This window comes from Streptomyces sp. NBC_00988, from assembly GCF_045162645.1.
In the GTDB taxonomy this organism is placed as follows: domain Bacteria; phylum Actinomycetota; class Actinomycetes; order Streptomycetales; family Streptomycetaceae; genus Streptomyces.
On sequence record NZ_CP108730.1, the window covers coordinates 12068553 to 12081622 of the forward strand.

General features: G+C 68.2%; 11 protein-coding genes. 6 read left to right on the plus strand and 5 right to left on the minus strand.

Going from position 1 to position 13070, the window contains the following annotated elements:
• Nucleotides 1-10: 10 nt before the first annotated feature.
• Nucleotides 11-2800 carry a LamG domain-containing protein gene (locus tag OG496_RS54220; protein ID WP_405976365.1) on the plus strand — a complete coding sequence of 930 codons (2790 nt, stop codon included), beginning with the start codon at nucleotides 11-13 and terminating at the stop codon, nucleotides 2798-2800.
• Between the two features lie 86 nt (nucleotides 2801-2886).
• Nucleotides 2887-3789 carry a hypothetical protein gene (locus tag OG496_RS54225; RefSeq protein WP_405976366.1) on the plus strand — a complete coding sequence of 301 codons (903 nt, stop codon included), beginning with the start codon at nucleotides 2887-2889 and terminating at the stop codon, nucleotides 3787-3789.
• Nucleotides 3790-3863: 74 nt separating this feature from the next.
• On the opposite strand, the gene OG496_RS54230 is transcribed toward OG496_RS54225, so the two are convergent.
• Nucleotides 3864-6251 (minus strand): ABC transporter permease, encoded by a 2388-nt coding sequence (locus OG496_RS54230; protein ID WP_405976367.1) that lies wholly within the window; start codon nucleotides 6249-6251, stop codon nucleotides 3864-3866.
• Nucleotides 6248-6940: an ABC transporter ATP-binding protein gene (locus OG496_RS54235; protein ID WP_405976368.1), complete on the minus strand. Its 693-nt coding sequence runs from the start codon at nucleotides 6938-6940 to the stop codon at nucleotides 6248-6250. Before OG496_RS54235 ends, OG496_RS54230 begins: the two co-directional genes overlap by 4 nt.
• A 219-nt stretch (nucleotides 6941-7159) precedes the next feature.
• Here OG496_RS54235 and OG496_RS54240 point away from each other — a divergent pair, with 219 nt between their 5' ends.
• Both OG496_RS54240 and OG496_RS54245 read left to right on the plus strand, forming a co-directional pair.
• Nucleotides 7160-8482: a sensor histidine kinase gene (locus OG496_RS54240; protein WP_405976369.1), complete on the plus strand. Its 1323-nt coding sequence runs from the start codon at nucleotides 7160-7162 to the stop codon at nucleotides 8480-8482.
• Nucleotides 8467-9159 carry a response regulator gene (locus OG496_RS54245; protein WP_405976370.1) on the plus strand — a complete coding sequence of 231 codons (693 nt, stop codon included), beginning with the start codon at nucleotides 8467-8469 and terminating at the stop codon, nucleotides 9157-9159. Before OG496_RS54240 ends, OG496_RS54245 begins: the two co-directional genes overlap by 16 nt.
• A 69-nt stretch (nucleotides 9160-9228) precedes the next feature.
• Here OG496_RS54245 and OG496_RS54250 read toward each other — a convergent pair whose 3' ends face one another.
• The 3 genes from OG496_RS54250 to OG496_RS54260 all read right to left on the minus strand — a co-directional run bounded on the left by OG496_RS54250 (nucleotide 9229) and on the right by OG496_RS54260 (nucleotide 11452).
• Nucleotides 9229-9360: a hypothetical protein gene (locus tag OG496_RS54250; RefSeq protein WP_405976371.1), complete on the minus strand. Its 132-nt coding sequence runs from the start codon at nucleotides 9358-9360 to the stop codon at nucleotides 9229-9231.
• A gap of 265 nt (nucleotides 9361-9625) precedes the next feature.
• On the minus strand, nucleotides 9626-11071 hold the full coding sequence (locus tag OG496_RS54255) for a tyrosine-type recombinase/integrase (protein ID WP_405976372.1): 1446 nt from the start codon (nucleotides 11069-11071) through the stop codon (nucleotides 9626-9628).
• A gap of 114 nt (nucleotides 11072-11185) precedes the next feature.
• The gene (locus OG496_RS54260; RefSeq protein WP_359614576.1) at nucleotides 11186-11452 is read right to left on the minus strand and encodes a helix-turn-helix domain-containing protein; all 267 of its coding nucleotides are present in this window, start codon (nucleotides 11450-11452) and stop codon (nucleotides 11186-11188) included.
• Between the two features lie 315 nt (nucleotides 11453-11767).
• Here OG496_RS54260 and OG496_RS54265 point away from each other — a divergent pair, with 315 nt between their 5' ends.
• Both OG496_RS54265 and OG496_RS54270 read left to right on the plus strand, forming a co-directional pair.
• Complete coding sequence (locus OG496_RS54265; protein ID WP_359614574.1) at nucleotides 11768-12319, plus strand: ATP-binding protein; 552 nt, start codon at nucleotides 11768-11770, stop codon at nucleotides 12317-12319.
• Between the two features lie 84 nt (nucleotides 12320-12403).
• A complete protein-coding gene (locus tag OG496_RS54270; protein WP_359614572.1) occupies nucleotides 12404-13012 on the plus strand; it encodes a hypothetical protein in 609 nt (202 codons plus the stop codon).
• Nucleotides 13013-13070: the final 58 nt, after the last annotated feature.

Sequence of the window (13070 nt, forward strand, 5' to 3'; positions counted from 1 at the left end):
AAGGAGCACCATGCGAAGTTGGTCCCGAAGAATCGTCGCGGCAGCCGCCGTCGCGACAGGCGTCCTGGGTGTCCTGGTGGCACCGGCCACGACCGCGTCCGCGGCGACGACCTGCACCACCTACTACGTCTCGTCCGCCAGCGGCAGCGACAGCAACGACGGCTGCACCAGCAGCACTCCGTGGAAGACGCTCACCAACGTCAACGCGACGACCTTCACCGCCGGCAACCAGATCCTCTTCCAGGACGGCGGCTCCTGGACCGGCGAACTCCACCCTCTGGGATCCGGCGCCAGCGGCAACCAGATCGTGGTGTCGAACTACGGCTCCGGTGCCGCGCCGATCATCGGCGGCGGGGGCGCCGACGCGGCGGTCTACCTCGACAGCCAGCAGTACTGGACGATCCAGAACCTGGAGATCACCAACACGACCACGACCGCGGCGGTCCGCAGCGGCATCCAGCTCCAGAACGACACCAGCGGGATCCTGCACGGGATCCACATCCTCAACAACAACATCCATGACGTGAAGGGCACTTGGGGGGCCGGGCCGCAGCCCAGCACGTCGTCGGGTATCGCGTTCAACCTGAACGACAACAACAGCACCAACGGCTGGGACGACGTGCTGCTCCAGGGCAACACCCTCACCAAGGTCGACGCCGGCGGCATCTACCTCGGCTCCCTCAACGGCACCGGGCACGGCATCCTGACGTCGAACGTCGTGATCCAGAACAACACGATGACCGACTTGGGCGGCAACGACGTCGTCTGCGTGTACTGCGACAACCCGCTGGTCCAGAACAACGTGGCGACCAACAGCGGCTATCGCTTCTCCGGCGCCGGGTTCTGGATGGCGCTGAACAACAACGGCATCTGGCAGAACAACGAGATCTCCCGCCAGTGGCGCGCCCTCTGGGACGGCGAAGCGTTCGACATCGACCATGACAACACCGGCACGATCATCCAGTACAACTACACCCACGACAATCCGTTCGGGTTCCAGGAGTACTGCTGCAGCTCCACCTTCGGCGCCAAGAACTCGATCGTCCGCTACAACATCAGCCAGAACGACGGATCGATCAGCTCGGTGCTGCCGACGCTGGAGGGCGTCGTCTCGACCGGCACCGCACAGGTCTACAACAACACCATCTACCTCGGCCCCGGAGACAACGGCGGAGTCGACGCCGGCACACCGGCGGCGAACAACATCACCTTCTCCAACAACCTCATCTACAACGCGGGATCCGGGGGCAGCTACTCCTCCTCGGGAACCTGGAGCCACAACCTCTTCTACGGCACCCACGCGAGCGGTGAACCCACCGACGCCAACAAGGTGACGACCGACCCGAAGCTCGTCGCCCCCGGTGGAGCGAGCTCGGGCCTCAGCTCGGCGGCGGCCTACAAACTCCAGCCCGGCTCACCCGCCATCGGCGCGGGCGTACTGGTGTCGGGCAACGGCGGCCTGGACTACTTCGGCAACACCGTCTCCGCTACGGCCGCACCCAACATCGGCGCGTACAACGGCAGCGGTGTGACACCGACAGCGAGCTACGGCGCCCGCTGGAACCTCGACGAGGGCACCGGGACCACCGCCGCCGACACCACCAACGACCACAACACCGGCACGCTGCAGTCCGGGGCGTCCTGGACCACCGGCAAGGTCGGCGCGAACGCGGTCAGCCTCACCGGCGCGAGCAACAGCTACGTCGACGTACCCACCACCGCGATCGACACCAGCGCGAGCTACTCGGTCTCGGCCTGGGTGAAGCTCAACAGCCTCACCGGCAACCAGACGATCGCCAGCATCGACGGCAGCTCCATCAGCCCCTTCTACCTCCAACTCACCGGCGGCACCTTCGCGTTCACCACGCGAAGCAGCGACTCCACCAGCTCGACCGCGACCCAGGTCACCGGCGGCACCCCGGTCACCGGCACCTGGTACCACCTGACCGGCGTCTACGACAACACCGCCCACACCATCGCGCTGTACGTCAACGGAACCCTCCAGGGCACCACCGCCTTCTCCTCACCCTGGAAGGCCACCGGCCACACGGTGATCGGCCGCGCCAAGTGGAACGGCAACGCCGTCGACTTCACCAACGGCGCCATCGACGACGTACGCATGTTCAGCAAGGCGCTCAACCGCCAGGAGGCCGTGGCCCTGGCGACCAACGCCACCGCCGACTACGAACTCGACGAGGGCACCGGCTCCAACACCTCGGACTTCATGGGGAACAGCGCGTGGGGCGGCCTCAACAGAGCCGCCGCGTGGGCCGGCAGCGGCAAGGTCGGCGGCAACGCCGTGAGCCTGGACGGCACGGCGGGCACCGAGGTGAACATCCCGGTGACACCGGTGGACACCAGCGCGAGCTACTCCGTCGCGGCCTGGGTGAAGCTGAACAGCGTCAGCGGCAACCAGACCTTCGTCAGCGTCGACGGCGGCCTCATCAGCCCCTTCTACCTGCAACTGACGGGCGGCAAGTTCGCCTTCGCCGAGCGCGGATCGGACTCGACGACCTCGACCCTCACCTCGGTCACCGGCCTCACGCCCTCCACCGGCACCTGGTACCACGTGGTCGGCGTGTACGACAGCAGCGCGTCGACGATCTCCCTCTACGTCAACGGCACCCTCCAGGCGAGCACGGCGTTCTCCTCCGCGTGGAAGGCGGTCGGCCCGACGCAGATCGGCAGCGCCTGGTGGAACGACTACCAGGTCGACTGGACGAACGGCCAGATCGACGACGTCCACTTCTACAACCGGGCCCTGAACACCACCGAGATCAACCAGCTCGCCGCCGGCTGACGGATACGAGCAGGTGACGGAGTCCGGCCCGCTCTCCCGGGCCGGACTCCGCCACCACCACCCACGGCGCCCGGGAGGAGCCAGGAATGACCACGTCGACCCGCCAGGCCCGCAGGACCGCAACCGCCACCCGACCGAAGACCACGGCCCGCCCCAGAACCACGCCCCGTCGTGTACTGCCGTGGTGGCTGCTCGCGGCCGTCGCCCTGGCCGTCGCAGCCGCGATCACCGGCCTCTCCCTCCTCACCGACGGCGGAGCCCGACGCCAGGCAACCGCCCCTACCCCATCCCCCTCACCCACAGCGGTGATCGCCACGATCGACGGCCAGACCATCCCCGTACGCGAGTTCGCGCTCTACCTCGCGCAGGAACGCTCCGCCACCTTCACCCACTTCCAGAACACGTTCGGCGCCCAGGACGGCCCGCATTTCTGGACGACGTCCTACGGCGGCAGCACCCCCACCGACTACATCAAGAAGCAGGCACTCGCCGACGTCACCCGCACCACCGTCCAGCAGCAGTTGGCCCACCACTACGGTCTTCTCGCGGACCCGAGCTACGCGACCTTCCTCCTCAACTGGACCAAGGAGAACCAGCGTCGACAGCAGGCCGTCGCCGCGCACCAGGTGATCTACGGGCCCGTGCAGTACACCGAGGCGAACTACTTCGACTACGTACTCAGCAACCTGACGTTCGACCTGGAGAAGAAGCTGGCGGACGCGCACGTCATCACCACGGACGACAAGGCGCTGCGCGCCTACTACACGGCACACAAGAGCGACTTCCGACGGGCGAAGAAGTCCGGGGCGGTAAGCCTGACCTCCCCCAACGGCAGCACGCCGATCACCACCCCGCCCTTCGCCCAGGTACGCAAGCAGGTGAAACAGGCCTACCTCGACGACCGCTACAAGGCGAAGGTGACACAGCTCGTCCGCTCGGCGCGGGTCGCCGTGGCACACGGCACTTTCCAGGCGGTCACGGTGAACTAGGTCGTTTCGGGGGACGCACTCGTCATGTGCAGGTCTCGGGTTCGAAGTCGGCTCCCAGGGTGCGCGCTGACGGCCTACTCCGTGCGAAGCGCCGTCGCCGTGCGGGCCTTGGCCGCCCAGCCGGCCGGGAGCAGCGCGCCCAGCATGGCTATCGAGATGCCGGCCAGCCCCAGCAGCACCAGCTGCGGAGCGTCGTACACATCGAGGACCGACGGCGGCAGATCGGTGCCCGCCGCGTGCCCCATCACCGGCAGCACGAAGCCGTGCAGCGCGAACCCGAGAGGTACCCCGATCAGTCCGCCGAGCACGCCGATCCCGGCCACCGAGGAGAGTACGAGGCTCACGGTCTGCCGCGGTGACATACCGAGTGCCTTGCAGACGCCCAGGTCGTGGACTCGTTCGCGGGTGTCGAGGACGACGGAGTTGAGCACACCGAGGCCTGCCACGGAGACCAGCATGAGGGTGAGCAGCACCGCGATCGCATCCAGGACGAGAATCATGTTCTCCTGCTGCGAGGGGGAGTTGGCGATGACGTCGCCGCCCAATGGCTCCACCACCGCGTGGAGCTTCTCGGCGTACGCGGCGGGGGAGACGCCCGGCTTCACCTCGATCTGGAACACCTGGGGCTTGGTCCCGGCGAAACTGGCGAGGTCCGCGTGGATCGACAGGCCGTCGTTCGAGGTGTCGAAGGCCTCGCCGACGATCTTCAGGGTCTCGGTGTCCTTCCCGAGGGTCACCCGGACCGTGTCGCCGATCTTGGTGTCGGTCCGGTCCAGGAAACCCGTGGGCACGACGACCTGCCCCGCGCCGGTGATCCAGTGCCCGGAGATCATCTCGTAGCTGCCGGGACGTGAATCGCCCTGGTACAGGGTGGCCTGGACCGAGCCGGAGATCCCCACCACGGTGACATCGTCCTTGGACATGCCGTAGTACGAAGCGGTGCCGGCCTGCGCTTCGATGGCGGCGCGGACCTTCGCCGGGTCGGCGGACGGAGGACTGGCACTTCCTTGCCCGGGGCTCATGTGGCGCACTCCGCCTCCGGCACCCGGGACGGTCGGCCCGCCGACGACGGCGGTGACCGCCGCGCGGTCCTCGGGATCCGACGCGCTGCCGACCGCGTTCAGGGACGAGGTCAGTCCCACCGCGAAGGTCGCCGCGACCGTGCCGAAGGCCACCGCGAGCAGCATCGCGGCCGTACGGACCGGATGTGCGAAGGGGCTGGCGAGGCCGTAGGTCACCGCCCGCGGCAGCGGCAGCCGCCCGGCCGCCCGGTGCGCCCACTGGCCGCGCCCGGTGCGGGGTGCCCTGCCGATCGCGATGGCCTCGACCGTGCGCAGCCTCCCGGCCCGCAGCGCGGGGACCAGCGCCGCGATCCCGACGACCAGCAGCGTGACGGCCGGCACGACGACGTCCACCCACCAGGCCACCGTCAGCGAGGCGGTGCCGTACACCTGCTCGGTGTCCTCCAGCAGGGGAACGGCCAGCACATTGCCCAGTACGACCCCGAGTGCGATACCGGCGCCGGCCGGGATCAGCGCCTGGGCCACATAGGCCCGCACGACCTCGCGCGGGGTGAAACCGATGGCCTTGAGGATGCCGATCCTGCGCAGGCCGGCGCCGACCGCGCCGCTGATCACGCTGCTGATGATGATCACGGACATCACGATGCCGAGCACGCCGAAGGCCACCATGAACGGGATGGTCGCCGCCGCGCCCGTGTCGGCGGCACGCTTGGTGTCCAGGTAGGACTGGGTGCCCACCAGGGCCCCGGACGGTACGGCGGCGGTGAGCCTCTCGCGGTCGGCGGAGATCTGCGCCTTGGTCCCCGCGGAGTCGAAGCGGTAGAGCATCTGACTCGTGACCGGTGTGTCCTTCGAGGCCAGCGCGCTGACCTGCCCCGGGGTCGCCCAGGCATCAGCGGTCCTGCCGGCCGACACGGCGAAGCCGACGACCTTCAGGGTCGGGCCGTCGGCGGCATCCGGAACCTTCAGGATGGAACCGACCTTGAGGACGGGGCTTTTGAACGACGCGGAGAGAACGATCTCGCCCGGCTTCGCGGCCCACCGGCCGGACTGCAGGTCCAGGTCGTCCACGTCGCCATGCGGACCGGACCGCCCGACCAGACTCAGGTCCGGCAGGTGCCCGCCGTCCGGATCGACCGGGCTGATGGTCGTCGACGGATACGGCCCCGCGCTCGCGGTGACGCCGTCCAGCCGCTTCGTCGCCTTCAACTGCGCCGCACTCACCTTGGCCGGATCGAACTGCGCGGTGATGTGCGGTCCGTGCTGCTCCGCGAAGGCGTGGTCGAAGGGAGCGTTCGAGACGACGATGAGCGACCCGGCGATCACGGCCGCGGCGACCGCCATCATGGTGGCCACGGCGATCACCACCGTCTGCACCCGGCGCCGTCCCACACCGGAGCGTACGACCCGGCCGAGCGCGCCGGAGCCGAAGAGGCTCATCGGACGGCCTCCGCATGCGTGTCGAAGGAGACATGGCCGTCGACCAGCTGAAGGGTGCGGCTCGCGCACGCCTCCGCCAGCGCCATGTCATGCGTGACCAGCACGAGGGTCTGCCCGCCGCGGTGCAGCTCCATCAGCACCTCCCGTACGTCGTGGCCCGAGGCGGTGTCGAGCGCGCCGGTCGGTTCGTCGGCGAGCAGCAGCGCCGGCCGGTTGACCAGCGCCCGGGCGACCGCGACCCGCTGGCGCTCGCCGCCGGACAGCCGGCCCGGGTAGGCGCGGGCGTGCCTGGTCATGCCCAGCAGTTCCATGAGCTCGTCGGCGCGGGCCGCCGCCTTGCGCCGCGTGGTCCCGGCCAGCTGGGCGGGAAGCTGGATGTTGTCGGCGACGGTGAGGTCGTCGAGCAGATTGAAGAACTGGAAGACCATGCCGATCCGGTCGCGGCGGAACCGGGCCAGCGCGTGCTCGCTCAGCTGGTCGATCCGCTGCCCGTCCACGGTCACGGCGCCTTCGGTCGGCTTGTCGAGGCCGGCGACCAGGTTCAGCAGCGTGGACTTTCCGCTGCCGGAGGGACCGGTCACGGCAAGCGCCTCGCCCTGGGCGACGCCGACGTCCAGCGGTCCGAGTGCGGGCGCACCGGCGCTGTCGTAGCGCTTCGTCACGCCCGCCAGTTCGATCACGTGAGTCATGGGTGTGGTCCGTCCTTGCGGTCGAGAGGGAGATGTCTGTGCCGGCCCAGCGAAGGTAGGGCCGCGGTCCTGTGGGGCGCGTCGGCCGCGGCACCGACATCCGGGCCTCCCTGCGAAGGAGGTGCCTGCGGCCTCATCCCTGCGAAGTACGCCTGAGGGACGGCGATTTGGCCGCGCAGGGGGACGCGGAAGGGGGTGCGGAAACCGCACAATGAGCCGGTGGAGACGGAGGGGCGGCAAGGCTGGCGTCGGCAACTGCGCGACGCGCTGCGGTCGGAGGCGGAGGATGCCCCGCGCTCGCGGCGGGCTGTGCGCGCCGATGTGGTGCTGGCGGTCGTGCTGACCGTTCTCGCGCTGATCGCGGCATCGCGCTATCCCGGCGACGGGCCGGTCCAGGTCAGCTCGAAGGTCGAGTCCGGGTATGCCCGGGACGGGTCGCCGGTCCCGCGCCCGCCCACGCCCCCCGTACCGGGTGCGCGGGTCGCGGAGGGCAAACCGTCCTCCCCGGCCTGGCCGCTGGTCGTCCTTTCCGCGCTGCCGCTGGCGGCCCGGCGCAGGTATCCGCTGGCCACGTTCGGGGTGGTGCTGGGCGCGGCGCTGGTCATCGGCGAGGCCACCTCCTGGATCAACGTGCTGACCTGCGTCATCGGCGCCTACAGCGCCATCATGTACAGCCGTCACCGGGCGCGGGCGACGGCCGGGCTGGTCGTCGCCGCCGTGCTGGCCGGCCTCGCGTTCCAGGACACGGATCCGGTGTTCCCGGGATGGTCGAGCCCGGCGGTCGTGCTGCTGGTCGCCGGGGTGCTGGCCAGCACCGTCCGCTTCTGGCAGCGGCGGCTGGCGGCCAGCCGGGACCGGTACACACGACTGCAGCAGGTCCAGGAGGAGAGCATGCGCCAGGCTGTCGAGGAGGAGCGGGCCCGGATCGCCGCCGAACTGCACGACGTCGTGACCCACAACGTGAGCGTGATGGTCATCCAGGCGGGCGCGGCACGCAAGGTGATGGACGCGGCACCGGAGCGGTCGAAGCAGGCCCTGCTGGCGGTCGAGGCCGGAGGCCGGGCCGCGATGGCCGAACTTCGGCATGTGATGGGCCTGTTGGCCGCCCCGGACACCGGCCGCCCCGACAGCCCCGCCGACGGCCTCGAACCCCAGCCTGGCCTCGGGCAGCTCGACGCCCTGATCGAGCGGGTACGTGCCGCCGGGACACCGGTCGGCGTCGCGATGTCGCTGCCGCCCGACCCGCTGCCGCCCGGGGTGGACCTCGCGGCCTACCGCGTCGTACAGGAGGCACTGACCAACACCATCAGACACGCGCCCGGCGCCGACGCCTCCGTCACCGTCGGACACACCGGAGACTCACTGGAGATCGAGATCACCGACACCGGAGCCACCCGCGACGCCCCTCGGGCGGACGGCAACGGCCGCGGGCTGATCGGGCTGCGGGAACGGCTGGCGGTCTACGGCGGCGAACTCACGGCCGGTCCTACCCTCGCCGGCGGCTACCGCATCAAGGCCCGAGTCCCGTGGCGGACGGCGTGAACCGGCCGGCGCTGCGCGCCGTCATCGCCGACGACCAGGCCCTCGTACGCACCGGCTTCGGAATGATCCTCGCCGCGGACGGCATCGAGGTGACGGCCGAGGCGGCCGACGGAGCCGAGGCGCTCGCCGCGGTCCGGCGCACCCGGCCCGACGTCGTGCTCATGGACATCCGGATGCCACAGATGGACGGCATCGAAGCGACCAGACGGATCCTCGACGACGGGCCGGACGGCACCAAGGTCATCATCCTGACCACCTACGACCTCGACCACTACGTCTACGCCGCCCTCACCGCCGGCGCCAGCGGATTCCTGCTCAAGGACGTCAGCCCCGAGCACCTCGTCGCCGCCATACGCCTGGTGCAGTCCGGCGACGCCCTGCTCGCCCCCGCGATCACCCGCCGCCTGATCGAACGCTTCGCCCAGCGCGAAGAGGACCAGCCGACCGGTCCCCACCGCGACCTGTCCGGCCTGACCCCGCGTGAACTGGAGGTGCTCCGCCTGCTCGCGACGGGCCTGAGCAACGCCGAACTCGCGGACCGCCTGCTCCTCAGCCCGACCACGGTCAAGACCCACATCGGCCGCATCCTGTCCAAGCTGGACCTGCGCGACCGCGTCCAGGCCGTCGTCCTCGCGTACGAGACGGGACTTGTCTCCCCGCGAGGCGGGGGCGCCTAGCCACACCCGCCGGACGACGTCAACGAAGCGTTCAGGGTAGCCAGTTGCAGCGGGACCTTGTCGACGGCGTCAAGCGGTGTACGAGGTCTGGCGACATTCGCCGAGTGAGACGAGGACCAGGCTGCCCTTGAGGACGGCGTGCCAGGTCGCGCAGGTCGTTGCAGACGCGGCCGGGGTGGTGTCACGCACGGGGTAGGCCATCGGGCGAGCACGCCTCAACGGCGGGGCGAATGAGGGGGAGAGTGCCCAACTCGCCTGCGGTTTCCTGGAGTTCGCCGACGTGGCTGCGTCCGCCCTGGCGACGACCGGCGGTCAGGACGTATCGGAACAGTGATCGAGGGTGCCATGAACCCCCAGGTCGGACGCCGCTTCCGTGGGATTCCCCGGGGACCTTCCGGGGATTCTCCACCGCGTGGGCAAGGAGGCCCCTGACAGCGCCGAAAGATAAGAACGCGCTGGTCAGGACCTATACCGTCAACACATCGATGATGTTCACCGCAAGCCCGCCCGGAGCCGTCTCCTTGTACTTCACGTTCATGGTGGCCCCGGATGCGATCAGTTCCTTGACCTGCGGATTCGGGGTCAGCTTCTTGATCCATCCGGTGAGTAGGGACTTCTCAGGGACAATCTGCGGCTGGTCCTGTCCCAGCCACGAATCCATGGCGGCCAGGCCGCGTCGACCGGCACCCGGCATGAAGTGAGCGTAGTGGTCGAGCGTGATCTTCGGTGAGGCGTGCCCGAGCCACACGGACAGACTCACGACCGACTCGCCAGCCTCCAACTGCACACTGGCGTAGGTGTGCCGCAGGACATGGAACATGTCCTCGCGCGGCGCTGCGTAGATCGGAGTCCGCCGGATCCGGCCGCCGTCCCGGCGGACCTTCTCGCCGACGGCCTGGATGAGACCAGCTCCTGCCAGCGCGGGTTTCCAGCTCTTGTCGTTCCACGTCCGGTAGTAGATCCGGTTGCCGTGCGAGGTCGTGAGCACCAACTGCACGGTGATCGGCTTGCGTTGCTTTGTCTCCAGGGCGTTGGTCGGGGGCTCTGGGTTCCGCCATGGCAACGTGCAGGCGGTGGAGGGGAAACGTCGGAAGTGGTCGTGCGCCCGGGCGGCGAGGTTGGGAGGCAGCGGCACCGTGCGCGTCTTGCCGCCCTTGGGGAGGCAGAAGTACGGGCGTCCCTTGATGTCCCACCTGAGCTGGCGCCGGATATGTACGACGCCCGCTTCGAAGTCGAAGTCGTCTTCGGCCAAGCCGAAGGCTTCTCCCTGGCGCAGACCGAGGCCAAGCCCGAGGTCGACCGCGAACCTGTAGCGCGCTTGGAGGTGGGAGCGAACTGCGTCGACGATGGGTCGCGCCCAGGCCTTGGCCTTCTTCTCTGTACGCCGTGGCGGCTTGACGCTTCGGTGGACCTTGATGGGATTCCGCAACAGTCGCTGGTCGTCGACCGCACTGTTGAGGATGGACGAGAAGTGACCCCAGATCACTTCGGCCGTCGTGTCCTCGACCCGGGTGAGCAGCGCTGCTTTGAACGAGCGCAATGCCGAGGCATCGATGTCTCGGAGGGAGAGGTCGCCCAAGATCGGAATGATGTGGTTCCAGATCCGGCTGCGCATCGGCCCCGCGGTCGATGGCTCGTCAGTCCGGCTCGGCCACCAATGGTCGACGATGTAGTCGGCGAGAGAGATCTCGCCGTCGCGCGGGTCGACGAACTCGCCGCGCTTGGTGTCGGTCTTCGCGGTGGCGAGCCATTGCTTGGCGTCCTCGCTCGTCTCGAACGAGCGGTCCTGGACCCCAGGTATCCCCTTGACCCGGTAGCGTTTTCCCGTGCCGTAGAGAGTGGTCCGCTCCCTCTTTCCGGTTCGCTTATCGGGCCGCTTCTTGAGCCAGCGGTCTTCTATGTAACCGGCCAATTTCAGGTCCTTCGGGTGGTGCGTCGGTCATGAGCTGGTTGGTCGTAACGCACTCCGCGCCGGGTTCTTATCCCCGTTGCGGAAGGTTCTTGCAGGAGATCTGAAAGCGCCGGGCTACTTGACCGATTTCGAGCGACGCTGCGGCTTGTGTGTCAGTGGATTCAGAGCGGAGTTGGACCGCGAATCCGCCTGCTCCTGAGCACGCACCCATGCGTCGAGGGCGGTGATGCGATACATCACACGCCGCCCCATGCGGAAACTCGGAGGCCCCTGTCGACGATGACGCCAGACATAGAGGGTGTTGGGGGAGATGCCCAAATATTCGGCAGCCTTCGGGAGGTTCAGGAAGGCGGTCTCGGATACGTGGCTGACCTGCGGCACGGGGGCACTCCTGTCGTGGTGACTGTGGCGACAGGATGAGGATCCGTAGAAAGGACGGCTTGGTGGTGCCGGGATGTTCTGATAGTCGGCACCGTTCAGCGGTTGGTGGGTTCCGCCGACATTGCGTTGGTTATATCACCGCTGAGATAGGGGGCCGGGCCGTCCGAGGTAGATGGTGGTCGTCCGCCGTTTCCCGGGCTCTTTTCGACTTCTTGGCTGCCCTGTGCACTGCCTTGTGAAGGCGCTGAGCGATCCGTTCACTCTCGGGAAATCGCGTTGACTCCTTGGCCCCTGCCCATCGAGAGGTTCCCAGTTATGCCGCGCCCGCTCGAAGAATCGCCCTACGCCTTCACCGTCCCGGCTCTGGTCGAGGCGGTGCCAGCAGCGCGGGACCGTGTAGCGGATCGTGTTCGAGGGTTCGGGCTGGACCTGGACCAGGAACTGATCCACGACTTGAAACTGCTTACCGGGGAACTGGTCGCGAACGCGGTCACGCACACGCGGGCCGCATGTGTGGTGTGCGTCCGGTGGACCGGAGAGCGGCTACGAGTCGAAGTCACCGATGTCGACTCGAATTTGGCGGTACCCACGCAGGCCCTGTCCACGGACGAGCATGGGCGCGGTCTCTTCCTCGTGGCCGCAATGGCAACGGAGTGGGGATCACAACCCTGTGCAGCGGGTAAGAAGACCTGGTTCGAACTGGCGGTACCCGTCTCCGTGGAGGACACCACGACTGTGACGTCCTCGCTCAGTGAAGCGCCTGGTGAGCAGGCAATCATCATTGGTGAAGACAGCGCCCGTCCAGCTCTGGTGGAACCCGTACCTATAGCCGGCGAATATGTACGAGCCGCGCATCAAGCAGCCTGAGAGTTTCCGGCGAACTCGCGCTCGATCACCCAGATCCAGGTTCCCGCCCCCGGATCGCCCAACACGTGACACCATCATCTGCCCATGACCGCACGCAGCCTCGCCCAGCAGCTCGCTGCCCACATTCGGACCGTCCTCGGCGACGGCCCGTTCCCTCCGCCAGGCGGCTGGACGCATATGGGCGCCGTGATCTGCGACGCCAGCTTTCAGGCGCGTCGTAAGTACGAATCGACGATCCGGCCACGGATACTCCAGCTCCAAGCGGCATGGCCCGACGCCGCGACGGTGCGCGGATTCCAGACACGACTCGCCACGGAAGACCTGGCTGTCGCCATGAACTTCAACAGTCCTCGCAGGGTCGCAACGGCCCATGGAATTACCGACCTGCTGGTTGCCAACGGGATCAACACACGCAACGACCTCCACGCCTGGCTCGACCATGAAGTCGGGCGTACCGCTCTGCTCGCGGTGAAGGGCGTAGGACCGAAGACCGTGGACTACATCGGAAACCTCGTCGGCCGATCGCAGATCGCCGTGGACGTACACCTGCGAGCCTTCGCTGCCGAGGCCGGTGTCTCCGAGCTGAAGTACGAGCACCTGCAAGAGGTGTACGAGGAGACCGCCGCGCTGCTGGGACACGAACCTGGTGGGCTTGAGCACGGTGTCTGGCGGTTCATGTCGCAGAGCGGCTAGCTCGTCAGGCCGGAGAGCCGGTGGCCGACGTCCGCTCGGTACGGAAGCTCACGATGAA